Consider the following 24,033-nt stretch of genomic DNA (forward strand, 5'->3'; position numbering starts at 1 on the left):
GGCGCTACGGGGGTGGGGAGTGCGCGAGGATGGCGAACACGACGGCGGCGGAAGCGCTGCGCCCGGCCGACCTGCGGGGGTATGGGCTGCGGCTGCGCACATGGGAGTACACGGATGCGCCCGTGGTGCTTCAGGGCGTCACCGACCCCGAGTTCCTGCGCTGGAACACGCTGCTCGTTCCGGTCCGGGACGAGGCCGATGCCCGTGACTCCATACGTAACGGCTTCGAAGGCTGGGAGCGCGGCGACTCCGCGACCTACGCCGTCACCGAGGACGGCGAGATCGTGGGGCAGGTGTCCCTCGGCGCCATCAATCACATCCTCGCGGAGGCCCGCGTCGCCTACTGGGTCCTCCCCGCGGCCCGCGGCCGGAGGGTGGCCGCCCGCGCGCTGGAGCTCTGTACCCGCTGGGCCTTCCAGGACGTCGGCCTCCACCGGCTCGAACTGGGCCACGCGGTGGGCAACACGCCGTCCTGCCGGGTCGCGGCCCGCTGCGGGTACGAGTACGAGGGCACCCTGCGGGAGGCGATGTTCGAGGCGGGGCGCAAGGACGTCTTCCGGGACGTCCACCTTCACGCACGGCTCGCGAGCGACCCGCCGCCGGCCGGCTTCTCGGGGGCAGTCGACTCTGCGGGGGCAGTCGATGCTGCGGGGGTGGCCGATGAGGGGTGAGTCGCGGCCGGAGAGTGAGACAGGGGCTCCCGCGGGTCTGGCGGCTCCCGCGGATGCTCAGGGGCGGGCCCGGCCGGGAGGTGCGTAGGTTCGGGCCCGGCCGGGAGATGCGTAGCTCGGGCCCGGCCGGGGGTTCGTAGGCTCGGACCTGGCCTGGCCCGGTCGGGCTGGGGCTGCGCCGGGTACGGGGTTTGTCGCGTCCGCTGGCGTCGCGGCTGTCATCGCTGTCGCCGCTGTCGCGACCGCCGCTGGTGTCCAGGGGCATCCCGCCCCTGGCGGTGCGGCCGCCGCCGTCGTCAGGGCCAGAGGAGTTCGGTGGTCCAGCCGTCGCCCGTAAGGCGGTAGTTGAGGCGTACGTGCCGGCGCTGGGCATCCCGCTGGAAGAACTCGACCTCGGTCGCGGCCAGCAGGTAGAGCGTCCAACTGTCCACTTGGGCATTCGGTTCGCGCCGCGCGCGTCCCCATGCCTCGGCGGATGCCTCCGCCAGCTCGCGGCAGGAGCCGAGCACGTCGCTCTGCCTGCCGACGAGGGCCGCCGCCAGGGCGCCCGTGGACCGCTGACGCAGGTCGGCCGCGCTCTCCTCGGGGCCGGCGGCGGTCACCGTCCCTTGGACGCGCACCTGTCGCCCCAGCGCCGACCAGTAGAACCCGAGCGCCGCTTCCGGCCGCGCGGCCAGTTCGCGGCCTTTGCGGCTCGTACGGTGTGAGCCGAAGTGCCACCCGCGCTCGTCGGCGTCGTGCAGCATCAGGACGCGTACGGACGGGGCGCCCGCCGTGTCCGCGGTCGCGAGCGTCATCGTGTGCGGCTCGGGCACCCCCGCTTCGGCGGCCTCGCGCAGCCATCGCTGGAAGAGGGGCAGGGGGGCGGCGGGGGCTGAGGCGGAGTCGAAGGGCGGCAGCTCGCCCTCCGATACGGGCAGCGAGCGCAGAAGGGCGCGGAACTCCGCCTGTCGCTGGTTCGGCTCGGTGGTCATGCGCACCATCTAAGCAACGGAGGTTTGGATCGGGAGGAGCGACTGAGGAGGGCCGTTGGGCCGAGAACCACGGGCTCACCCCCGCCCCAGTACCACCGTGCCGGAGGAGCAGAACCAGCCGCCCGTTCCGGAGGCCACCGCGATCTCCGGGAGCCGGCCCCCGGCCTTGTGGACCTGACGGCCCGCGCCCGCCTCGCCCCGTAGCTGCCGTACCGCCTCCACCAGCAGGAACAGCCCCCGCATCCCCGGGTGGCAGGCGGAGAGCCCGCCGCCGTCGGTGTTGACGGGCAGTTCGCCGCCGATGGTGAGCCGCCCCTTCTCCGCGAAGGCGCCGCCCTCGCCCTTGGCGCAGAAACCGAGGTCCTCCAGCGTTACGAGCGTCATGTAGGTGAACGCGTCGTACAGCTCGGCCACGTCGACGTCGCTCGGGCCGATGCCCGCCCGTTCGAAGGCGGCGCGGCCCGACACCGCGGCCGGAGAGACGGTGAAGTCCTCCCACTGCGACATCGATGTGTGCGAGACCGCGGTGCCCGAGCCGAGTACCCATACGGGGGCCCGCGCGGTGTCCGGGACGTACTCCTCGGCCGCGAGCAGTACCGCGCAGCCGCCGTCGGACCGTATGCAGCAGTGCAGTTTGGTGAAGGGGTCGGCGATCATGGGGCCGCCGAGCACGTCGTCGACGGTGATGGGGGCGCGGTACATCGCGTCGGGGTTGTGCGCGGCGTTGGCGCGCGTCTGGACGGCGATGTCGGCCAACTGCTCCAGCGTCGTGCCGTACTCGTGCATGTGGCGGCGGGCGGCCATCGCGTATTTGGCGATGAGCGTGTGTCCGTAGGGGACCTCGAACTGGAGGGGCCCCCGCGCGCCGAAGGACAGGTTCGAGGTCCGCCGCTTGGCCTTGATGTCGGCGCGGGCGGTGGAGCCGTATACGAGCAGGACGGCGTTGGCGTGGCCTGCCGCGATGGCGTCGGCCGCGTGCGCGGCCATGACTTCCCAGGTGGAGCCGCCGACCGAGGTGGAGTCCGTCCACGTAGGCCGCAGCCCCAGGTATTCGGCGACCTCTACAGGGGCGAGCGTGCCCAGCCCCGCCGAGGCCAGCCCGTCGATGACCGACCGGTCGAGCCCCGAGTCCGCGAGGGCGCGGCGGGCCGCTTGGGCGTGCAGGGCGTAGGGGGTGGCTTCGTCGACGCGGCCGCAGTCGGCGAGGGCGACGCCGACGACGGCCACCTTGCGGCGGCCTGTTGTGACTGATGAGGCCCCTGGAGTGCCTGATCTCATGAATCTGACGGTACATCAGGTAAGCCTTCCGGCGGCACCCCGCGTGGTTGGCCGAATCGCTCCCGGCTCTAGGAAAGTGCGCCCCTTCTCCCTACCATGACGACCCGTCAGAAACGGGAGGGGTGCGCCGATGGACGCCGCGTTCACCGAGGAGCAGGACGAGATCCGCCGCACACTGCGCGAACTGCTGGCCAAACGGTGCGGACCGGATGAGGTCAAGGCCGCGGTCCGCACGGAGGCCGGGTACGACGAGGGGCTGTGGCGGCAGCTCGCCGAGCAGTTGGGGCTGCCGGGGCTGGCCATCCCCCAGGAATACGGCGGCGTCGGCTGCGGCCTGACCGAGCTGGCGCTGGCCTGCGAGGAGACCGGGCGGGCGCTGTTGCCCTCGCCCCTGCTGGCCACCGCCGCCCTCGCCGCGCCCCTCCTCGCCGAACTCGGTACGGACGCCCAGCGCGCCGAACTGCTGCCGCGCCTCGCCGACGGCGGGCTGACTGCGGCGCTCGCCGTGCCGGGCGGTGCGCTGTCCGCGGCGCTCGGGCTCACCGGCCCGAACGACGGCGACTGGGCCGGCGGCGGCCGGGCGGGGGGCGTGCAGGCCCGCCCGTACGAGGGGGGCTGGCGGCTGTACGGGCAGGCTGAACAGGTACTCGACGGGCACAGCGCGGGGCTGCTGATCGTGGCCGCGCACGCCGGCGGGTACGCGCGCAGCCGCACGCTCCTGTTCGTCGTACGGACCGGGGACGCGGCTACGGCGGCGCGGACCGTACGGGCCGGGGGAGCGTCCCCGGAAGGTCGGGTACGGGCCGGGGGCGCACGTACCGCGCGGACGGCTACCGGGCCCATCGCACGGGTGGGCGCCGGTTCCGGACCCGTACCCGGAGCCGGTCTCGCGGGGCTCGTCCGTACGCGCCTCACCGCGCTGGACGAGACGCGGCCCCAGGCCCGTATCGAACTCCGCGACACCCCCGCCGAGCTGCTCGGAGCCGGCGACGAGGCCGATGTGCCGGGGGCCCTCGCGCGGCTGGGCGGCGGCGTCGGCGCCGTGCTCGCCGCAGAGGCCGTCGGCGCGGCCGACCGGGCGCTGGCGCGCACGCTCGAATACGCGCGGGCGCGGGAACAGTTCGGTCGCCCGATCGGCTCGTTCCAGGCGGTCAAGCACCGCCTGGCGGACCTGTACGTCGAGGTGCAGGCGGCCCGTTCGGCGGCGTACTACGCGGCTTGGGCCGCGGGCCGGATGGACGCCGAGCCCGGTACCGGCGGGCTCGCCCTCGCGCAGGCGCTCCAGGCGCTGCGCACGGTCGCGGGCGAGGCGGTGCAGTTGCACGGCGGCATCGGCTTCACCTGGGAGCACGACGCGCATCTCTACTTCAAACGCGCCGCTTGCGACGAGTTGCTTTTCGGGCCCGTGCACCGGTTGCGGGCGCGCGCCGCGGACCTGGCCGGACTGTTCACACCGGACGCCCAGGCCGGTCCGGCAGCCGCGACCCGCACGGCGGCCTCGGCCGGTCCAGTCGCCCCGGCCGCATCGGCCGGCCCCGCCGCGGTGGCCGTCTGATGGCCCCGCCAGGGGTCCGACTCGTGCAGAAGGTGTCCGCCACCAGGGCCTTCGCGAAGGTCGCCCCGTACGTGATCCCGGCCATGGATCGCGCCGTACACCGGCTGACACGCGGCAAAGTGCTGCTCAGCGCGCAGATGCTGCCCGGCGTCATCCTGACGGCCACGGGCGCCAAAAGCGGCCGGCCGCGGAGTACGCCGCTGGCCTGCATGCCGGAGGACGGCGGCACCTGGCTGCTCGTCGGCTCCAACTTCGGCCGGCCCGGGCACCCCGCCTGGACCGCGAATCTGCTGGCGCATCCGGAGGCGCGGGTGAGCTGGAAGGGGCGGGACATCGCCGTACGGGCCCGACCGCTCAGTGGGGCGGAGCGGGCGGTGGCGTGGGCGGCGCTGCTGGAGTTCTGGCCGCCGTACGCGAAGTACCAGGAGCGTGTGGAGCGCGAGATCAGACTGTTCCGGCTGGAGCGACGCGGGCCAGGGCGAGGGCCTCGTGAAGGGGCCGACAGCCTGGGTGGCGGGTAGCCGGGCGGGTTCCTGGCGGTCGTCGCGACGGCGGTCGTCGCGACGGCGGTTTCGGGAGGACGTGTCACGACGGCGGTGTCGCGAGAACGGTGTCACGACGTCCGTAGCGCGACGGCGGTGTCGCGAGGACGGTTCGTGGCAGTGGCGTCATGACGGCGGTGTCAGGACGGTGGCTTCACGCGGCGGTGCCATGACGGCGGTGTCATGACGAGCGCCGTGGCGGGCGTCTTGAAGGGGGCGGCCGAGTCCCCCACGGGCGGGCCCGTGCGCTCGCCCGCATTGGTCGGCATTGGTCCGCAATCGATGTTTGGATCCCCGCGAGCGACTGAGGTGTGCGGTTTCCCCGGCTGTCCGTGTGCGCGGCCCCGGATGCCGCAACGGCGGATCCCCCGGGATGGCCGAGAGATCCGCCGCTGCGGTGACAGGACGTTGGCGGAGCGGGCGCGCGGTTGGACGCGGTGCTCCGAAGCCAGTGCGCGGGCGCTTACTTCGTCGGCTTCTTACCGGTGATGCCCAGGTGCACGAGCAGCGCCAGACTGGGCTTGAGCTCGGCCTGCTTGACGCCCCAGCTCTGGAAGCCCTTCTGGTGCGAGGCGACCGCGGCGAGCATCGCGACGAGGGAGCCCGCCATGGCCGCCGGGCTGACGTCCTTGTCCACCTTGCCCTTGGACTGGAGCTCCTTGACCGAGTCCGTGAGGGAGTTGGTGACGGCGTTGAGGATCTTCATGCGGATCTTGTAGAACCGCTTGTCGCCCTCCGCCGCCCCCAGGTCGACGACGCGCAGAATCGCGTCGTGCTTGCGCCAGAAGCCGAGGAAGCCGTCGACGAGTTCCTCGGCGGTCTGCCAGCCGGACTTTCCGGCCCACGAGCGCCCGGCGACGAGGGCGGTCAGGCTCGCGCCCTCCGTCGCCATCTCCTCGGCGATTTCGAGGACGGCGCCCTCTACGTCGGGGAAGTACTGATAGAAGGTGGCGGGTGAGGTGCCCGCCTTGCGGGCGACGTCGATGACCTTGACGTCGCGGTACGGCTCGGTGCTGAGCATTTCGCTGAGGCAGTCGAGCAGCTTCTGCCGCGTCGCCTGTCCGCGTCGCCCGGCCACTCGGCCGTCGACGGTGCGTACTTGTCCTGTCATGCCGTCAGCTTACCGAGGGGTGATCGGATCGCGATTCGGCTGCCTGCAAATGGGGGCCGGGGGGTGGACCGCTGTGTACGGGCAGCTCAGGGACGTTTCAGCAGGTGCGCAGGGTGCCGGTGCGTATTGGTCCGTACTGGTGAATCGCCTTATCAACAGGCTGGGGATAACTTTAGTGGGCAACGCTCTGTGACCGTCTGGAATTGCCCAAGCGTTCGATTCCAGGGGTGGGCGCGATCCGTGATCCCCCGATAGCGTGTGGTGCAGGACACTCTTCGCACGAGAGGACCGGACCCATGGCCGCGTTTGCGGATGGAGCGCCCTGTTGGGCCGATGTGGCGCTCCCCGATCTCGAAGCGGGCAAGCGATTCTACGGCGAGCTGTTCGGCTGGGACTTCGGTGCGCCCCGACCCGAATTCCACAACTACACACAGGCATTGCGCGACGGCAAAGCGGTGGCCGGGCTCATGCCCAAGCCCGACGGCCGGATGCCCACCGCGTGGGACATCTACTTCGCCACGTCCGACGCGGCCGCCACCGCGGCCAAGGTCCGGGAGGCGGGCGGCCAGGTCATCGAGGAGTCGATCGCCGTCGGCGATCTCGGCACGATGGGCCTCGCGGTCGACCCGGGCGGCGCGTTCTTCGGCGTCTGGCAGCCCGGCGCCCACAAGGGTTTCGGGCTTCAGCACGAGCCCGGCTCGTACGGCTGGGTCGAGTGCTGGACCCGCGACGCGAAGGCCGTCGACCCCTTCTACGAGGCGGTCTTCGGCTACGGCAGCGTGGACTACAGCGGCGACTCGGGCATGGACTTCCTCGTCTGGACGCCCGCGGGCCAGCCCTCCGACGGGGAGCACGCGGCCCTTGGCCGAGCCGTCATCGACGACACCTTCCCGGCCGAGATGCCCGCGCACTTCCTCATCTACTTCATGGTCGACGGCTGCGACGCGGCGGTGCGGACCACTGCCAGGCTCGGCGGGCGCGTCATCCGTGAGCCGCAGGACACACCGCACGGACGGTTCGCGGTCGTCGTCGACGACCAGGGAGCGAGTTTCGCCGTCATCGACCCGTCGGCGGCGACGAAGTAACGGCGGCTGCGGATCGGCCGGCTACCGATTGGCCCGGTCCCGATCGGCCGGTAGCCGACCGTTGACCGGTCGGCGGCTGACGTCGCATGCCGCCGTACGGCGATTGCCGGTACGGACGGTCGCCGACAGGGGTGGCGCGTCAGTCGCTGTGGCCGCGCAGGCCGCGCAGACCGCGCTCCGGCGAGCGGGCACGCCCGCTTGCCCGCTTGCCCGCCTGCCCGCCTGCCCGCGGACGGCGCGGTCCGGCGGGCGCGTTCGTGCGAGGCGGCGCGCGGGGGAGGGACGCTCGGCCGTCGCGTAAGGACGCGTAAGGACACGGGGGAGAGCCCCGCCCGGTCGTCGTACAGACGCGGGGGAGCCCCGCCCAGTCGTCGCGTACGGACACGGGAGCAGCCCGCCCGGCCGGTGTGCGGACGTGGACGGCGGCCCGCCCGGCCGACGTACGGTTGCGGGGAAGTCCATACGGGCGCCGGAGCGGCGTACCCGGCCGGTGCGCGTCAACGCGGCAGCGTCCCGCCCGGCCGGTCGGCACGAATCCGACGTTCCGCCCGTACGTGCCCAGGCCCTCCGTCCGGCGCGAGCCCTTCCGGATGTAACGGAGACACGGCGAAGCGCCCCCGGGTTCGCAACCGGGGCCTCGGCCAGGAAGAATCAGGATGCGTACCCCGGGATAATTCGCGGTGAGACGCTGCACGGGGCTGGAACCCTTCGAGCCCCTACGGGGAGGTGGCAGGCCAGTGGTGGAGCAGCTGACGCAGCACGACCCGAGGCGGATCGGCCCGTTCGAGGTGCTCGGCCGACTCGGCGCCGGTGGCATGGGGCTGGTCTATCTCGCCCGCTCGGCCTCGGGCCGACGGGTCGCGATCAAGACGGTGCGGACCGAGCTGGCCGAGGACCAGTTGTTCCGCGTCCGGTTCACACGCGAGGTGGAGGCCGCCCGCGCCGTCAGCGGCTTCTACACCGCCGCCGTCGTCGACGCCGACCCCCGGGCCGCCGTGCCGTGGCTCGCCACCGCGTATGTGCCCGCGCCCTCCCTCGAAGAAATAATCAATGAGTGCGGGCCCCTGCCCGCCCAGGCGGTGCGCTGGCTGGCGGCCGGCATCGCGGAGGCGCTGCAGTCCATCCACGGCGCCGGGCTGGTGCACCGGGACCTCAAGCCGTCGAACGTGCTCGTCGTCGAGGACGGGCCGCGCGTCATCGACTTCGGTATCGCGAGCGGGGTCTCCAACACCCGCCTGACCATGACCAATGTCGCTGTCGGCACCCCCGCCTACATGTCGCCCGAGCAGGCGCGCGACTCGCGCAGCGTGACGGGCGCCAGCGACGTCTTCTCGCTGGGCTCGACCCTGGTCTTCGCGTCCACCGGCCACGCGCCCTTCCACGGCGCGAACCCGGTAGAGACCGTCTTCATGCTGCTCCGCGAGGGCCCCGACCTGAGCGGTCTGCCGGACGAACTGCGTCCGCTGCTCGACTCCTGCATGCAGATGACCGCCGACCAGCGGCCCAGCCCGGCCGACCTCCAGTCCCAGCTCGCACCGCATCTCTTCGCCTCCGAAGCGGACGACAGCGGCACGGCCTCGGCCTGGCTGCCGGACAGCGCGGTCACGATGATCGAGGAGCGGCGGGGCGGCGGCCGGTCCGCCGCCGGTTCCGGAGCGCGGGGCCGCGGGGGTGGCCGGCCGGCCACGCCGCCGCGTCCGGCGCAGCCCCCGGCGGCCTCGTTCGCGCGGTCCTCCCCCGCGCCGCTCGCGCCGTACGAGCCGCCGCCCGCCTACCAGCCGTCGGCGGCCGGCGGGCCGCCACCCGAGTCGGGGCCGGGCTTCCTCTCCGGCCGGCCGCCCGGTCACGCTGCCGCACCGGCCCCGTCCCATGCGCCTGGTCCGGCCCACGGCTCCGGGCGCGGTGCGGACCCCCACGCCGGTCCTGTGGCGGGCGGCGGGCCCGTCAGCGTGGGTGACTGGGAAAACGCCTATCAGGGTGGCGACGAGCAGGGCGGGGCCGACCGGCACCGGCCCGCGCACGGCGGCCGGCAGAGTTCGACCGGTCTGGACGACCCGCGCGGCGCACCCGGCCGGCACGCCGCCGCGCAAGCGGTGCCCGCGCCCGTACGGGATACGGGGGACGGGCCCGTACGGCTGTCAGGGTCCCAGGTGCCGATCGGGCCCGGGCCGCGCGCCGACGCACGCGAATCGCACGCGTCGGTGGACGCGGGGTCCGCGACGGGCTGGGTACGGCCGCCGAACGGCGTGCCCCTCGCCGTGCCCTCGCCGACCCCGGCGGGCGACGCGCCCGCCCCGCCCGCGGCGCCGCCCGCGGCCGAGAGCGGCGACCAAGGCGCGCGCGGGCGCTGGCGGCCCTGGCGGTTCCGGATGTCGAACGACGTGTGGGGGACCCCGGCCGTCTCCGGAGACCTCCTCTACGTCACCTCCTTTGAGGTACACGCGCTCGAAGTGGCGAGCGGGCGGCGGCAGTTCAAGACGCGGGACGTGGCCTGGGCCATGGCCGTCGCGGGCGGCCGCATCCACGCCTCGGACGGTCCGACGCTGTACGCGCTCGACGCCTCCGACGGCTCGGAGCGCTGGCGGCTGGCGACCGACGGCTGGATCTACTCCCTCGCGGTCGACCGCGGCACCGTCGTCACGGGGACGCGCGGCGGCGGCGTACAGGGGTGGGAGGCGGCCAACGGCGAACTGCTCTGGGAGATGAGCGGCGCACAGACCGACTTCGAGACCCCCGAGTACGGGCCCGTCGTGCACGACGGCGTCGTGTACATCTGGGCGGACGCCCGGCTGCGCGCCCTGGAGGCCCGTACGGGCGCGGAGCGCTGGTCGTACCCGGTCGGCGACGCCGGGTCCTGCGGCGGAGTGCCGATGCGGCTGCTTCCGGCGCCCGACGGGGCCGTGTACGTGGCCGCGGGCACCCGCGTCCTGGCGATCGACGCGGCCCGGGGCGATGTGCGGTGGCGGTTCGACGCTCCGGCGGTCTTCCTGAGCGCCCCCGCCTTCGCGCCGGGGCCGGCGGTCACGGGCGGCGGCGTCTACATCGCCGACTACCTCGGCACCGTGTACGCCATCGACGCGGCCACCGGCCGCGACCGCTGGCGCATCGCGACCGAGGCGCGGCAGTCGATCGAACCGGTGCTGGTGGCGGGCGGCTCCGTCCACCTGGGCAGCGGCAGCGCGCTCTACACGCTCGACGCGGTCACGGGCACGCCGAAGTGGCGGTTCGCGGCCGGCGGCGAGGTGGTGGGCTCGCCGGTCGTCGCGGACGGGCGGGTGCACTTCGGCTCCGCCGACCACTGCCTGTACACGGTGGACGCCGACGGTGGGCAGCTGCGCTGGAAGCTGGCCACGGGCGGGGAGATCACGGGGTCGCCGGTGGTCGCGGCCGGCGTTGTCTACGCCTGTAGCAAGGACCGCTGCGTGTACGCGCTGGACGCGGGCAAGGGGACGGGGCTGGCCCGGAGCGGCGGGCGGTAAGGGCCCTTCCAGCGGTCCAGGGACCCGGCTCGAACGGTTCAGGGACCCGGCCGCCCGGCGTGAGCGGAGCGGTCAGCGGCCGTCGCGCGGGGGCGGGGTGGGCCAGGTGCCATCGGCGGCGGTCGGACGGTCGAACTCCTGGGTGTCGGCCGTTCCCCGGTCACGTCCCCGGTCACGCGAGGCACCGTGCGGCTCGCTGTACGGCTCCCTCTGGGGCTGCTCGTAGGGCTCGGCGTGCGGCTCCTTGTGCGGCTGCTCGTACGGCTCGGCGTACGACTGCTCGTACCGCGTCGGCTGTTCGTAGGGGTCAGGCTGCCCGTCGTACCGCGTCGGCTCCTGCTGCTCCGGCTCGGCCGTCCGGCGGCGTCGGCGGTGCGCGCCGCGGCGGCCGCTCATGAGGGCGGCCGCGAGAAGCAGCAGCACGCCGCCGCCGAGGGCGGCCGCGACGCCGATGTTCAGCCCGTTCCCGTCGCCGTTCACCGTGAGGTCGCCCGCTGCCTGGCCCTGGCGCACCATCCACAGCACCGTGAACCCCAGCGTCACCAGGCCCGCGAGCGTGATGAGCAGGCGGGACCGCAACACCAGCCCCACCAGTGTCACGAGACCCGCGAACGCCATCGGCAGGAAGAGCGAGCCCATCAGCTCGGCATGCGTCCCCGTGACGCCGTTGAAGAGGTCCTGGACGCGGAAATCACGCCCGAGACGGCCGTCGTACCAGGCACGGAAGGGGCTCCATACGGCGGCCGCCGCTCCAATGAGGGCCACGACGGAACCGAGTGCGTTGCGCACCACGGGCATTCGCCTCACTCTCTCGTTTCCGTTCGCCCTGAATCCGACGCTACGCCCGGTTTCGGCCGCTCGCCATGCGCGGCCGGGCCACCGCCGGCCGCTGCTAACGTGACGCGGGCCCGTCGGCCAAGGCAGTACGAGGCACGGGTATCCATCGGGGGAGGAAGAAACATGGCAGCCCGCCATTTGAGGCTCACGGCCGTCGTCGCGCTCGTTCTGGTCTCGCTCACCGGCTTCAGCCGGGGCCATGGGCACGGGAGTCACGGCAGCCACGGCAGTACCAGCCGCCACAGCGGGGGCGGAGGCGGGTGCAGCAGCTCCCACTCGCGCCACAGCTCCGGATCGGACTCCGGGTCGGGTTCGAGCTCCGATTACGGCTCCTCGGGCTCCTCCGGCTCCTCTGGTTCTTACGGCTCCTCGGGCTCGTACGGTTCGTCGGGCTCGTACGGCACGTCCGCCGGAAACCGCGGCGTCGGCAGCGGCAGTACCAGTACGCACAGCGCGTCGCCCAGCCGCGCCGCGCGGCCGGAGGCGAAGATCGTCCAGTGCATCTCGGACGATGTGAAGCACGAGGCGGCGACCGTCCGGGTGACCAACCGCGGCAGCGCACGGGCCGCCTACAGCGTCACCGTCGACTTCCGCGACCGGCAGGGCGCCTCCGTCTCACTCGGCAGCGCCCGCATCACGCTGGCCGGCGGCGCGTCGGGGACCGTGCGGGTGTCCCCGGCCACCGTATCGAGCGACCTGGTCTCCTGCCGGCTGCGGTCGGTCGGCTGACGCCGGGCTGAAGCCGCCCCGTGCGGGCGGTCAGCGCACGCGGTAGCCGCCCGTACGGGCGCGGCTCGTGAAGAGTCCCGCCTGCTGGTCCGGCGGCAAATTGCCGAGCGAGATCAGCGAGGGCGCCAGGGCGAGTGCCTGCGCCCGCGCCGCCTCTCTCGTCGCCCAGAGGGCTCGTACGGTCCCCTGTACGGCCTCCGTCGGGTACGAGGCGATGACGGCCGCCGCGCGCAGGGCGGCCCCGACGGCCTCGCCGGGTGGCACCACCTCGGACACCAGCCCTATCTCGTACGCCCGTTGAGCCGAGAGGCGCTCGGCGGTGCCCATCAGGGCCATGCGCGCGACCTCGCCGGCGGGCATGCGCTGCGCCATGTAGACGGACTCGTACGCGCTGACCATGCCGTAGGTGGTGTGCGGGTCGAAGAAGGTCGCGTTCTCGGCGGCGACGATGAACTCGGCCTCGCCCAGGAGGTAGAACGCCCCGCCGCAGGCCATGCCGCCGACGGCCGCGACGACCGGCTTCCACAGGTCGGCGGCCTTGGGGCCGATGGTGATGAGCGGATCGTCCATGGAGTAGGGGGAGGCCGGCTGCGGGACGTCGACGGTGCGGTCGATGCCGGTGCAGAAGGCGCGGTCGCCGGCGCCGGTGAGGACGACGGCCCGTACGGAGTCGTCGAAGCGCAGGCCGCGCCAGACGGCGGTCAGTTCGGCGGCCGTGGCCAGGTCGACCGCGTTGTGGCGGTCGGGGCGGTCCAGGGTGACGAGCGCGACGCCGTCCGGGCGCTTCTCGGTGCGTACGGTCCCGGTTTCCGTGGTCATGGGCGCTCCAGCATCCAGCGCGGAACGGTCATGCCCTCGGCCAGTTCGGTGAAGACCGCCTTGACCGGTGCGCCGATGCGGAGCCTGGCGGGGTCCACGGAGTTCAGCGCGGCGTCGGGGGCGGCGACCAGATTCCCCACGAGGCGGATGCGCGGGAGGTCCGCCAGCTCGACGACGATCGCGTTGTACGGGGCCTGTTCGGCGTAGGCGGGCAGCAGCGGCGGGTGCGGGAACACGTACGACCAGATGCGGCCGCGGCCGCTCGTGCGGGACCAGGAGCTGTCGAAGGACTGGCAGTGCGGGCAGCAGGGGCGGGGTGGGAAGCGCGGTTCGTCGCAGGCGGCGCAGGTCTGCACGCGCAGTTCGCCGCGGGCCGCGTACTCCCAGAAGGGCGCGCCGTCCTCGTCGACGACGGGCAGCAGCAGGCCGTTGTCAGTGGTGGCCTTCATGATGGAGGACATGAGAACTCAACTCCTCAACAGCAGCGCCGAAGTGGGGACTCCTTCACCCGCGGTGACCAGACAGGTCGCCGCGTCGGGCACCTGCGCGGTGGAGGTGCCGCGGAGCTGTTTGACGCCTTCGGTGATCAGGTTGAAGCCGTGGACGTACGCCTCGCTGAGTCCGCCGCCTCCGGTGTTGATGGGCAGCCGGCCGCCGCTTTCGAGGGCGCCGCCTTCGGTGAAGGCAGCCCCTTCGCCGCGGCCGCAGAAGCCGTAGCCCTCCAGGGACAGGGGGATGAGGGGGGTGAAGGCGTCGTAGATCTGGGCGACGTGCACGTCTTGCGGCCCGAAGTCGGCGGACTTCCACAGGTGCCGGGCGGCGGTCCAGGCGGGGCCGGTGAGGGGGTCGTCGTTCCAGTAGTTGACCATGCCGTGGTGCTGGGAGGGGAGGCCCTGGGCGACGGAGTGGACGTACACGGGCTTGGTGCGGCAGTCGCGGGCCCGCTCGGCGGAGACGAGGACGCAGGCCAGCGCGCCATCCGTCTCCAGGCAGTTGTCGAAGAGGCAGAGGGGGTCGCTGATCCAGCGCGAGGTCATGTACATCTCGCGGGTCAGGGGGCGTTCGTACATCATCGCGGCGGGGTTCTGGTTCGCCCGGTTGCGGCAGGCGAGGGCGACGTTGAAGAGGTGGTCGCGGGTGGCTCCGTACTCGTGCATATAGCGGCGGGCCAGCAGCCCGATCTCGTCGGCGGGGCGCAGGAGTCCGAACGGGCGGGTCCACTGGCCGGGGGTGGGGAGTTGGGCGGTGGTGTTCGACCAGGGGCGGGGACCGGAGCCGCGCTTGCGGGAGCGCCAGGCGACGCCGACGGACGCCTGTCCGGTGGCGATGGCCGCGGCGAGGTGGGCGAGGGTGGCGCAGGAACCGCCGCCGCCGTAGCCGACCTTGGAGAAGAAGGTCACGTCGCCCGCGCCGATGGCCTTGGCGACCTCGACCTCGTCCGTCTCCTCCATCGTGTACGAGGCGAAGGCGTCGACCTGGGAAGGGGGGATGCCCGCGTCGTCGAGGGCGGCGACGATGGCGCGGCAGGCCAAGGTTCTTTCTGATTCGGCCAGTTGCTTGGCGAAGGGGGTCTGACCTATTCCGACGATCGCCGTAGCGTCCTTGAGCGTTGCCGCCATCGCCACCTCCGTGGTCGGGTCCGTCCGCGGCGGGTCCGCGGTTGTGTCCGCGCTGGTGTCTGCGTCTGTGCCTACGCCTGTGCCTGTAGTCGTGCTTGTGGTCGTGCTTGTGCCGGTGTTCGCGTTCGTGCCGGTGTCCGCTTCGACGCTTCTGCCTGCGCCCGCGCTCGTGGCCGTACTCGCGGCCATGCCCGTACTCGCGTGCGTGACAGTGGCCGTGACCGTTTCCGCGTGCGTGGTCGTGCCTGCTTCGCTGCTGACAGGGGGGAAGGCTACCGCTAATCTGACGGGTAGTCAGCTAGTGGTGCGGGAGGTCATACGATGCGCGGTGACGTGGAGTTCGGCTCGATTCCCAACCTGGTCCGGGTGGCCGCCGAGCGGTACGCCACCCGCGAGGCGGTCGCCGACGGCCGTACCCGCGTCTCGTACGCGCAGCTCGGCGGCAGAGTCGAGCGCGCCGCCGCGGCCTGTGTCGCCGCCGGTGTCGAGCCGGGCGACCGGGTCGCCGTCTGGGCCCCCAACACCCTCGACTGGATCGTCTGCGCCCTGGGCGCGGTCTCGGCGGGCGCGGTGCTCGTCCCCGTCAACACCCGCTTCAAGGGCGCCGAGGCCGCGGACGTCCTGCGGCGCACCCGCGCCCGGCTGCTCTTCGTCACCGGCACCTTCCTCGGCACCTCGTACGTGGCCTCGCTGCGGCGCGCGGCGGGCGGCGGCCCGGGGCGCGCCGCAGGACGCGAAACGCCACGCGAGCCGGGACACACGGCAGGGCAGGGCGCGGGGGAGGGCGCAGGGCCGGGCCGGGAGCCGGACTCGGGGTCGGACCCAGGGGAGGAGTCAGGCCGGCGCCCGGGAGCCCCGGCGAGCAGCGGCCCGCTCCCCGGGCTTCCGCAGCTGCGCGAGGTCGTGGTCCTGGCCGAGGACGCGCCTTCGGACTTCCGTACCTGGAAGGAGTTCCTGGCGGCCGGGGACGCGGTGGCACCCGAGGCCGTACGGGCGCGGGTGGCCGGTATCCGGCCGTCCGACCCCTCCGACATCCTCTTCACCTCGGGCACTACCGGAGCGCCCAAGGGGGCGGTCATCACCCACGCCCAGACCCTGCGCGCCTTCGGCGTCTGGAGCGAACTGGCCGGGCTGGAGGAGGGGGACCGCTATCTGATCGTGAACCCCTTCTTCCACACCTTCGGCTACAAGGCGGGCATCATCGCCTGCCTGATGCGGGGCGCGACGATGATTCCGCAGCCTGTCTTCAACGTGGACACCGTCCTCGCCAACATCGCCGCCGAGCGGGTCACGGTGCTGCCCGGTCCGCCCACGCTCCACCAGTCGCTCCTCGACCATCCGTCCCGCGCGCAGCACGATCTGTCGCCGCTGCGGCTGGTCGTCACGGGCGCCGCCGTCGTGCCGCTGCGGCTCGTGGAGCGGTTGCGCGGGGAGCTGAGGATCGGGACGGTGCTGACCGCGTACGGGATGAGCGAGGCCACGGGCATGGTCACCATGTGCCGTCGCGGCGATCCGGCGGAGGTTATCTCGGGCACGTCGGGCCGCGCCATCCCCGATACCGAGGTCGTGGTCGTCGGCCCCTCGGGGGAGGTCCTGCCGCCGGGTGAGCCCGGCGAGATCCTCGTCCGCGGCTATCAGGTGATGTCCGGCTACTTCGAGGACCCGCGGGGGACCGCCGAGGCGATCGACGGCGACGGCTGGCTGCACACCGGCGATGTCGGCGTGCTGGACGCCGACGGCAACCTGCGCATCACGGACCGGATCAAGGACATGTACATCGTCGGCGGCTTCAACGCCTATCCCGCCGAGATAGAGCAGATCCTCACCCGCCATCCGGACGTCACCGATGCCGCGGTCGTCGGCATACCGGACGCGCGGCTCGGTGAGGCAGGCAAGGCTTTCGCGGTGCGGCGCGCGGGCGCGACGCTGACCGCCGACGATCTGATCGCCTGGTCACGCCGGGAAATGGCGAACTACAAAGTGCCGCGAGAGGTCGAGTTCGTAGCGGATCTGCCGCGCAACGCGAGCGGCAAGATCCTCAAGACCCTGCTCCGCCCGGGCGCGCGGTAGGTCCTGTCCGGCGGATCATCGACCGTTGGGTTGCCTGCCCGTTGTGTCCGGGGTGGGGCGGGGTGATCTGACGGATGCGGAATGGGTGCGGCTGGAGCTGCACTTGCCCGTGTCGGATCAGCGTGGAGGGCGGTGGAGTGATCACCGCAGGGTGATCAACGGGATCTTGCTCCGGTCCGGACGGGCAGACCGTGGCGCGACCTTGCGGAGCGTTTCGGTAGCTGGAAGGCCGTCTACGGACGGCATCGGCGCGATGATCGGCGGACGGCACGTGGGACCGGATCCTGCATGCCGTCCAGGCGGATGCCGATCTCGTGGGCCGGATCGACTGGAGCATGGCCAGCGTCGACTCGATGTCCTGCCGCGCGGCTTTGGTGTCGTTGCCGAGGATCTTGGTCGGGGTGATGCGGACGACCACTCGCACGTCTTCCGGCGGGGCCTCCAGGTACTCCTTGCCGTCGCCCGGGCTGGGCTCGCGGCCCCTTGCCCACCGCCCAGACCGGCGATCCCGACGCCCAGACCGGCGATCCCGAGCGCAAGGCAGTCACGTGATCCACCGGACACCGCCTTGCACCCGTCACCGTCCACCACACCCCGTGCGCCATCCCGACGGCCATCTCGATGGCCATCGAGATGGCCGCCCCGGGAGGCTGCCGGCGGCCTCACCCTCCGGCAGCCCCACTCGGCGACCGCCTCATTCGCCGGCAGCCCCATTCGCAGACCGCCAAACTCGCAGACCGACTCACTCACCGGCAGCAGCCCGGGGCGCTGATTCTCAACGATGCGCGTCTCTCGACGATGCGCGCTTCTCCACCCGGTGCGGTTCTCCACGCGACGTGCTCTCCACGCGACGTGGAGAGCCACGCCACGCCACGCCACGCCGCGCTGTCCTGTCCTCAACGAGGCGCGACCCGCTACAGCTCGCTGTCGGTGGCGTGCTCGTCCGCCGGTATCGCGAGGGCGGCGTGACTGTCCTGGGGTGATGGCCGGGTCGCATGCTCATCGAGAGCCGTCACGAGGCTGAGGGCGGCCGTGGCGGCGAAGAGAACAGATGCGAGGGCCTTCTTCGTGCGGGTCATTCCAACTCCTCCAACTGGCGGGAGTGCCATTCGCCGAATGAATCTATTAACAACAACTGGCCGACTCAGGCCAAGTGGCCCGAACTTGCCGGCATTTTGGCGCAATCGAACCTGTGTGCCCCCGCGTATGCGTAAAGACCGGCCCCGACGGCTCCCCCTCCGTGCCGTCGAGGCCGGTCTCTACGTCATTCCCCCGTGCGCGCTATGGCTTCGGTTACTTCGGGTCCGCCGACCCCGCGTGCTCATCCTGCGGCTTGACGATCGGACGAGGCGCCCCCGCGTGCTCGTCCTTGGCGGCGATGATCGGGCGGGTGCTCCCCGCGTGCTCATCCTGCGGCGTGATGATCGGACGAGGCGCCCCCGCGTGCTCGTCCTTGGCGGCGATGATCGGGCGGGTGCTGCCCGCGTGCTCGTCCTGCGGGGTGATTGGACCGGTGGGTGGCTTCTGGTCGCTCATTTGAATCAACTCCATTGAACTGTGGGCGGTGGGGTTGAATGAACCCGCCCGGCGATCTCCCCCGTGGGCCGCCGGGCGGGTGCCTCAGGACCGCTCACCATAATGGTGAGGTCCTGATCTCGACCCGCCTGCCCCCCGACGCGACGGATCGACATAAGAGAGAATGCCGCTCGGCGATAAACGAATGATGAACGATGCGCTGCGCGGGTCAGGCGGCCGCTACGGGCGGCGACAGCAGCTCCCGCACCTCGTCCGCCTCGACCGTCTTCAGCTGCTCGTGGATCGAGAGCGCCTCCTGCCAGCAGGCGCGGGCCCGGTCGGTCTGCCCGATCCCCGTCAGCGCTCTGCCCAGCACTGTCAGCACGATGGCACGACGCCAGTCGCCGCCGATCCCGCGCAATCCGAGGGCCTGTTCCGCGTGGCCCGCGGCCTGCGCCGGGCGGCGCGCGGCGAGGTGCGCCTCAGCCAGCCGGTAGTGTGCCATGCCTTCCCACAGCGGCTGACGGCTCTCGTGGAAGATGGTGAGGGCCGCCGTCAGCTGGCTGAAGGCGTCGGCGAAGTGACCGGCGCGGGTCAGTGCCAGCCCCAGCGCGTACTTGGCGTTGGCGAGCCGGAGCGTGAGGCCGAGGCTGTTGTAGATGTCGATGCCGCGCTGCGCCAGCTCGACCGCGCTGCCGGTGCGGTTCATCGCCAGCCGTACGCGCGAGAGGTTGCACAGCGCGCTGGCCTCGCCCGGTCGGTTGTCGTCGGCGCGGAACGCCTCGATCGCCCGCTGGAGATACGCCTCCGCGTCCTCGTACCGCTGCTGGTAGAGCGCGATGATCCCGCGCTGGTTGGGCACCCGGCAGGTGGGCACCGGGTCCCCGGCGGCGACGCCGAGCAGCATGGCGCGCTGGGCCTGTTCGTCGGCCTCGGTGAATTTGCCGACGAGGCTGCGGACGTGGGCCAGGAACGTACGCGCCCGGCCTTCCGCGAGCGCGTCCTGCGCCGCGGACGCGGCCTCGCTGATGGCCGCGGCGGCCATCTCGTACTGCCGGGAGTTGGCGCCGGACTCGGCGAGGTCGACGGCGGCCATCAGCAGGTCCGCGCCGCGCCGCAGCATGCCGTCCGCGGCGGACTGCTGCGCGCACGCCAGCAGGCAGTTGGCCTCGGCGAAGAGCCAGTCCAGTGCGGCGTCCCGGTCCGGGAAGGTCAGGCCCCGGCGCTCGGCCGGGGCCAGGTGGTCGACGAGCCGGTCGCCGGGGCGCTCGATCGCGTACACCCCGGCCGCGGTGGACAGATAGAAGTCCAGCAGCCGCGACATCGCCGCCACCCGCTCCGACGGCGGCTGCTCGTCCCGCTCCGCGCATGCACGCGCGTAGAGCCGCACCAGGTCGTGGTAGCGGTAGCGGCCCGGCGCGGCGGACTCCAGGAGTGAGGTGTCGACGAGGGATTCGAGGAGTTCCTCGGTGGCTTCGGTGTCCAGGTCGAGCACGGCCGCGGCCGCGGCCAGGGAGATGTCCGGCCCGTCCGCCAGCCCCAGGAGGCGGAAGGCGCGTGCCTGGGAGCGCTCCAGCTGTCCGTAGCCCAGCTCGAAGGTGGCCTTCACGGCGAGGTCGCCGGCGCGCAGTTCGTCCAGCCGGCGGCGCTCGTCGGCGAGCTTGCGGGCCAGTACGGAGACGGTCCAGGTGCGGCGCGCGGCGAGCCGGGAGGCCGCGATGCGGATGGCGAGCGGGAGGAAGCCGCACGCGGCGACGACGTCCATGGCCGCGTCGCGCTCCGCGCCGACCCGCTCGTCGCCCACGATGCGGGTGAAGAGGACGAGCGCCTCCTCCGGGCTCATGACGTCGAGGTCGACGAGGTGGGCGCCGGCCAGGTCGACCATCCGGGAGCGGCTGGTGACGAGGGCCGCGCACCCTTCCATGCCCGGCAGCAGCGGGCGGACCTGCGCCGCGTCGCGCGCGTTGTCGAGCAGGGCGAGCACGCGGCGGCCGTCCAGCGTCGAGCGGTAGAGCGCGGCGCGCTCCTCGACGCCGTCGGGGATGGCGGTGTCGGGGGTGCCCAGGGCCCGCAGGAAGGAGCCGAGGACCGCTTCGGGGTCGGAGGCGGAGGGGCCCGCGCCCTGGAGGTCGATGTAGAGCTGGCCGTCGGGGAAGTGGTGGCGGGCGGCGTGGGCGACGTGCACGGCCAGTGTCGTCTTGCCGACGCCACCGATGCCCGCGACGGCCGATACGGCCATGATCCGGCCCTCCGCCGTGGCGAGCTGGTCGCTCAGCTCGCCCACGAAGGCGGCCCGGCCGGTGAAGTCGGAGACGGTGGCGGGCAGTTGGGCGGGGCGGGTGAAGGAGGGGCCGCTCGTGGCGGGCCGGTCCTCGTCGTGGACGGCGGGCGCGGCGAGTTCGATGTCGGCTTGCAGGATGCGCTGTTGGAGATCGGCGAGTTCGGGGCACGGGTCGACCCCGAGTTCGTCCGCGAGCAGCCGGCGGGTGTCCGCGTACACGGCGAGCGCCTCGGCCTGGCGGCCGCTGCGGTACAGGGCCAGCATCAGCAGTTCGCGCAGCCGTTCGCGCAGCGGGTGGGCGGCGGTCAGGGCGGTGAGCTCGGAGACGATGTCGGAGTGCCGGCCCGCTTCGAGGTCGAGGTCGAGGCGTGTCTCGACGAGGGAGAGCCGCCACTCTTCGAGCCGGGTGCGCTGGGTGTCCGCGAACGGGCCGGGAACGCCGGCGAGCGGCTCGCCGCCCCAGACGTCGAGGGCGTCGTTGATGAGCGCGCGGGCGCTCGTACGGTCGCCGGAGTGGCGGGCCTTGTCGGCCTCGGCCGCGAGTTGCTCCGCGCGGTCGATGTCGAGGCCGCCCACGCCGACGCACATGGCGTAGCCGCCGGATTCGCTGATGAGCGCTTCGGCGTCCGGGCCGAACACCTTGCGCAGCCGGGAGGCGTACGTACGCAGGGCGGCGAGCGCCGCGTGCGGGGGTTCGTCGCCCCACAGGGCGTCGACGAGTTCGGCCGCGGTGGCGGTGCGGCCGCCCCGCAGCAGTAGGGCGGCGAGCAGTGCGCGCTGCTGCGGTGATCCGGTGTTGAGCTGCTCCACGCCGCGCCAGGCCCGTACGGGCCCAAGCACGGTGAAGCGCAGCGGCTGCCGGTGCCCTGTGTCGCCGGCCATGGTGACCCCCTGCCTGTGCTGCTTGGTCGCACCGGTCAGTTTGCCTTGTCCGTGCCCTTCGCGGCAGGGGGGGACCGGGCGTCTGCACAATGCCTGCCAGAGTTGGCCGCATCCCGCTAGCTGACGGATCGTCAGATGGGCGCTACCGTGACAGCCATGGAGAGCTTCCCGAAGATAATCTCGGTGGATGACCATACGGTTGAGCCCCCCAGCGTCTGGCGGGATCGACTCCCAACGAAATACCACGACATAGGGCCGCGTATCGTCCGGGCTCCGCTCAAGGAAATGACCTTCGTCGGCGGTAAGTTCGCGCCGAAGATGGGGGCTCCCGGGGACGACGGGCCGATCGCGGACTGGTGGGTATATGAGGATCTGCACCGTCCGCTGACTCGGCTGGATACCGCTGTCGGATATGACAGGGACGACATCAAACTCGAAGGCATCACCTACGAACAGATGCGTCCGGGGTCGTACTCCGTGCCCGAGCGGCTGGCCGACATGGACGTCAACCACGTTCAATCGGCGCTCTGTTTCCCCACCTTCCCGCGGTTCTGCGGGCAGACCTTCACCGAGGCGAAGGACCGCGAACTGGGGCTGCTGGGGGTGCGCGCGTACAACGACTGGATGGTCGAGGACTGGTGCGGCCCGGCGGCCGACGGCCGGCTGATCCCGTTGACACTGGTCCCGCTGTGGGACGCCGAACTGGCTGCGGCCGAGGTGCGGCGCAACGCCGCGCGGGGCGTGCGCGCCGTGTGCTTCAGCGAAATTCCGCCACACCTGGGGCTCCCCTCCATTCACACGGACGAGTGGGATCCCTTCCTGCAAGCCTGTGACGAGACCGGGACCGTCATCGCGATGCACATCGGCTCGTCGAGCCGGATGCCCTCCACCTCCGCGGACGCGCCCCCGGCGGTGGGATCGACGATCACCTTCGCCAACTGCTGCTTCTCGATGGTCGACTGGCTGATGTCGGGGAAGTTCGACCGCTTCCCGAACCTCAAGATCATGTACGCGGAGGGCCAGATCGGCTGGATCCCGTACATCCTTGAGCGCGCGGACGTGGTGTGGGAGGAGAACCGCGGCTGGGGCGGCGTCGCCGACAAGGTGCTCAGGCCGCCGTCGGAACTGTTTGCTGAGCACGTTTACGGCTGCTTCTTCGACGACGCCTTCGGCCTGAAGAACCTGGACGCGATCGGCGTCGGGAACGTCCTGTACGAGACCGACTACCCGCACTCCGACTCGACCTGGCCCCGCTCACGGGAGGTCGGCGAGGACCAGATGGGCCACCTCGCGCCGGACGTGGTGGAGCGGATCGTACGCGGCAACGCCATCGAGCTGCTCGGGCTGACGCCTGACGGGCGATGGGCGGAGGCGAGGCGGTAGGGGGAGGCCGGGCGGTAGGCGCTTGGCGGAAGGCGGTAGGCGCTTGGCGGAAGGCGGAAGGCGGAAGGCGGAAGGCGGAAGGCGGAAGGCGGAAGGCGGAAGGCGGAAGGCGGCTGGTCCCGGGGCGGACGGCACCTGCCTGGAGAGCCGGCTGGGGAGTTGGGACGGAAGACGTAACGGCAGAGGAGAGACGTGTCTTGAGGAGGCGGAGTGGGTAACGGGCTGTGGGTTCTTCCGGAAGGGCGGCTCGCGTACGGGATGCAGCTCCCCGTCCAGTCGCAGAGCACGATCTTCGCGGAGCCCTGGGAGGCCGGGGCGGGCCCCGAGGACCTGGTGGCGGTGGCGCGCGCGGCGGACCGGCTCGGTTTCGCGTACATCGCCTCGTGCGACCACGTGGCGATTCCGCGGCGGCTCGCCGACGCGATGGGCACGGTCTGGTACGACCCGGTGGCCACCCTCTCCTACCTCGCCGCGGCCACGGAGCGCGTGCTGCTGCTGAGCCATGTCGCGGTGGCCGGGCTGCGCCATCCGCTGATCACCGCCAAGCAGTACGCGACCCTCGACCACCTCTCCGGCGGGCGGTTGGTGCTCGGGGTGGGCGCCGGGCATGTACCGGAGGAGTTCGAGGTGCTGGGGGTGGAGTTCGCGGCGCGGGGAGCCGTGCTCGACGAGACCGTCGACGCGCTGAAGGCGGCGCTCGGGCCGTCGGAGTTCGCGGAGTTCAGCGGGGAGCGGTTCGCGTTCAGCGGGCTGGGCCAGGCGCCGCGGCCCGCCAGAGCGCCGCGGCCGCCCATCTGGGTGGGCGGCTCCTCGCCCGCGGCGGTGCGGCGTGCGGCCGTACGGGGCGACGGATGGCTTCCGCAGGGCGACCGGCGCGACCAGCTCCCGGCGAAGATCGCCAGGTTGCGGGAGCTGAGGGAGGCGGCCGGGGTCGCCGAGCCCGTGGCGATCGGCGCGATCACCGAGGCGCTGTACGTGGGCGAGCCCTCCTGGGATGTCGGCCGGCGGACCCTGCGCGGCAAGGGCGAGGCCGTCGCCGAGTCGTTGCGCGCGTACGGGGCGATGGGCGTGCACCAGATCCAGGTGCGCTTCCGGTGCCGGGACCGCGCCGAACTCCTCGATCAGATGGAGGCGTTCGCGGCGGAGGTCGCACCGGGACTGGGCGCCGTTTAGGGGCGGTGGGGCGGCGCGGGTGGGGCCGGT

General features: G+C 72.4%; 20 protein-coding genes and 1 pseudogene. 10 read left to right on the plus strand and 11 right to left on the minus strand.

All coding sequences use genetic code 11. The features are described 5' to 3' along the window. The first annotated feature begins 29 nt into the window (after window positions 1-29). Window positions 30-671 (plus strand): GNAT family N-acetyltransferase, encoded by a 642-nt coding sequence (locus tag AC07AB_RS25075; RefSeq protein ID WP_478570743.1) that lies wholly within the window; start codon window positions 30-32, stop codon window positions 669-671. Window positions 672-967: 296 nt separating this feature from the next. Here AC07AB_RS25075 and AC07AB_RS25080 read toward each other — a convergent pair whose 3' ends face one another. Both AC07AB_RS25080 and AC07AB_RS25085 read right to left on the minus strand, forming a co-directional pair. Beyond that, on the minus strand, window positions 968-1,645 hold the full coding sequence (locus AC07AB_RS25080) for a pyridoxine/pyridoxamine 5'-phosphate oxidase (RefSeq protein ID WP_478570745.1): 678 nt from the start codon (window positions 1,643-1,645) through the stop codon (window positions 968-970). 75 nt (window positions 1,646-1,720) lie between these two features. Further along, complete coding sequence (locus AC07AB_RS25085) at window positions 1,721-2,923, minus strand: thiolase C-terminal domain-containing protein (protein ID WP_478570747.1); 1,203 nt, start codon at window positions 2,921-2,923, stop codon at window positions 1,721-1,723. A 130-nt stretch (window positions 2,924-3,053) separates the two neighbouring features. On the opposite strand from AC07AB_RS25085, the gene AC07AB_RS25090 reads away from it, so the two are divergent. Together AC07AB_RS25090 and AC07AB_RS25095 are read left to right on the plus strand one after the other, a co-directional pair. Further along, a complete protein-coding gene (locus AC07AB_RS25090; RefSeq protein ID WP_478570749.1) occupies window positions 3,054-4,478 on the plus strand; it encodes an acyl-CoA dehydrogenase family protein in 1,425 nt (474 codons plus the stop codon). After that, entirely contained in the window at window positions 4,478-4,999 is a 522-nt protein-coding gene (locus AC07AB_RS25095; protein ID WP_478570751.1) for a nitroreductase family deazaflavin-dependent oxidoreductase, read from the plus strand. Before AC07AB_RS25090 ends, AC07AB_RS25095 begins: the two co-directional genes overlap by 1 nt. A gap of 484 nt (window positions 5,000-5,483) precedes the next feature. On the opposite strand, the gene AC07AB_RS25100 is transcribed toward AC07AB_RS25095, so the two are convergent. Next, window positions 5,484-6,131 carry a TetR/AcrR family transcriptional regulator gene (locus AC07AB_RS25100; RefSeq protein WP_478570754.1) on the minus strand — a complete coding sequence of 216 codons (648 nt, stop codon included), beginning with the start codon at window positions 6,129-6,131 and terminating at the stop codon, window positions 5,484-5,486. A gap of 296 nt (window positions 6,132-6,427) precedes the next feature. Here AC07AB_RS25100 and kbpA point away from each other — a divergent pair, with 296 nt between their 5' ends. Next, window positions 6,428-7,216, plus strand: a complete 789-nt coding sequence (kbpA, locus tag AC07AB_RS25105; RefSeq protein WP_478570756.1) for an AfsK-binding protein KbpA — start codon at window positions 6,428-6,430, stop codon at window positions 7,214-7,216. A 737-nt stretch (window positions 7,217-7,953) separates the two neighbouring features. Next, a complete protein-coding gene (gene afsK, locus AC07AB_RS25110; RefSeq protein WP_478570758.1) occupies window positions 7,954-10,695 on the plus strand; it encodes a protein serine/threonine kinase AfsK in 2,742 nt (913 codons plus the stop codon). Window positions 10,696-10,767: 72 nt separating this feature from the next. On the opposite strand, the gene AC07AB_RS25115 is transcribed toward afsK, so the two are convergent. Both AC07AB_RS25115 and AC07AB_RS25120 read right to left on the minus strand, forming a co-directional pair. Next, window positions 10,768-11,487 (minus strand): hypothetical protein, encoded by a 720-nt coding sequence (locus AC07AB_RS25115; protein WP_478570759.1) that lies wholly within the window; start codon window positions 11,485-11,487, stop codon window positions 10,768-10,770. A 404-nt stretch (window positions 11,488-11,891) separates the two neighbouring features. Further along, a complete protein-coding gene (locus AC07AB_RS25120; RefSeq protein ID WP_478570761.1) occupies window positions 11,892-12,035 on the minus strand; it encodes a hypothetical protein in 144 nt (47 codons plus the stop codon). A gap of 10 nt (window positions 12,036-12,045) precedes the next feature. Between AC07AB_RS25120 and AC07AB_RS25125 the strand changes: the two genes are divergently transcribed. Beyond that, window positions 12,046-12,261: a hypothetical protein gene (locus tag AC07AB_RS25125; RefSeq protein WP_478570762.1), complete on the plus strand. Its 216-nt coding sequence runs from the start codon at window positions 12,046-12,048 to the stop codon at window positions 12,259-12,261. Between the two features lie 30 nt (window positions 12,262-12,291). Here AC07AB_RS25125 and AC07AB_RS25130 read toward each other — a convergent pair whose 3' ends face one another. The 3 genes from AC07AB_RS25130 to AC07AB_RS25140 are packed head-to-tail and all read right to left on the minus strand — an operon-like array spanning window position 12,292 to window position 14,699. Beyond that, on the minus strand, window positions 12,292-13,080 hold the full coding sequence (locus AC07AB_RS25130; protein ID WP_478570763.1) for an enoyl-CoA hydratase/isomerase family protein: 789 nt from the start codon (window positions 13,078-13,080) through the stop codon (window positions 12,292-12,294). Then, window positions 13,077-13,541: a Zn-ribbon domain-containing OB-fold protein gene (locus AC07AB_RS25135; protein WP_478570766.1), complete on the minus strand. Its 465-nt coding sequence runs from the start codon at window positions 13,539-13,541 to the stop codon at window positions 13,077-13,079. The genes AC07AB_RS25130 and AC07AB_RS25135 overlap by 4 nt, the downstream gene beginning before the upstream one ends. 6 nt (window positions 13,542-13,547) lie before the next feature. Next, window positions 13,548-14,699, minus strand: coding sequence for a lipid-transfer protein (locus AC07AB_RS25140; RefSeq protein ID WP_478570768.1), 1,152 nt, complete (start codon window positions 14,697-14,699; stop codon window positions 13,548-13,550). A 321-nt stretch (window positions 14,700-15,020) separates the two neighbouring features. Between AC07AB_RS25140 and AC07AB_RS25145 the strand changes: the two genes are divergently transcribed. Further along, window positions 15,021-16,769 (plus strand): fatty acid--CoA ligase family protein, encoded by a 1,749-nt coding sequence (locus tag AC07AB_RS25145; RefSeq protein ID WP_478570770.1) that lies wholly within the window; start codon window positions 15,021-15,023, stop codon window positions 16,767-16,769. Between the two features lie 52 nt (window positions 16,770-16,821). Beyond that, window positions 16,822-17,137 (plus strand): annotated as a pseudogene (locus AC07AB_RS25150) (transposase); the annotation flags it as partial. A gap of 546 nt (window positions 17,138-17,683) precedes the next feature. Here the strand turns inward: AC07AB_RS25150 and AC07AB_RS25155 are convergent. From AC07AB_RS25155 to afsR, 3 genes are all read right to left on the minus strand, one after another. Beyond that, window positions 17,684-17,848, minus strand: a complete 165-nt coding sequence (locus AC07AB_RS25155; protein WP_478571107.1) for a hypothetical protein — start codon at window positions 17,846-17,848, stop codon at window positions 17,684-17,686. A 214-nt stretch (window positions 17,849-18,062) separates the two neighbouring features. Then, window positions 18,063-18,305 carry a hypothetical protein gene (locus AC07AB_RS25160; RefSeq protein ID WP_478570772.1) on the minus strand — a complete coding sequence of 81 codons (243 nt, stop codon included), beginning with the start codon at window positions 18,303-18,305 and terminating at the stop codon, window positions 18,063-18,065. Between the two features lie 208 nt (window positions 18,306-18,513). After that, window positions 18,514-21,486, minus strand: coding sequence for an SARP-family global regulator AfsR (afsR, locus tag AC07AB_RS25165; protein WP_478571085.1), 2,973 nt, complete (start codon window positions 21,484-21,486; stop codon window positions 18,514-18,516). Window positions 21,487-21,603: 117 nt separating this feature from the next. Between afsR and AC07AB_RS25170 the strand changes: the two genes are divergently transcribed. Together AC07AB_RS25170 and AC07AB_RS25175 are read left to right on the plus strand one after the other, a co-directional pair. Further along, window positions 21,604-22,830 (plus strand): amidohydrolase family protein, encoded by a 1,227-nt coding sequence (locus tag AC07AB_RS25170; RefSeq protein WP_478570774.1) that lies wholly within the window; start codon window positions 21,604-21,606, stop codon window positions 22,828-22,830. A 258-nt stretch (window positions 22,831-23,088) separates the two neighbouring features. Continuing rightward, entirely contained in the window at window positions 23,089-24,003 is a 915-nt protein-coding gene (locus AC07AB_RS25175; RefSeq protein ID WP_478571087.1) for a TIGR03619 family F420-dependent LLM class oxidoreductase, read from the plus strand. The last annotated feature ends 30 nt before the right edge of the window (window positions 24,004-24,033 follow it).

The sequence above is a fragment of the Streptomyces sp. NPDC044033 genome (assembly GCF_056434425.1).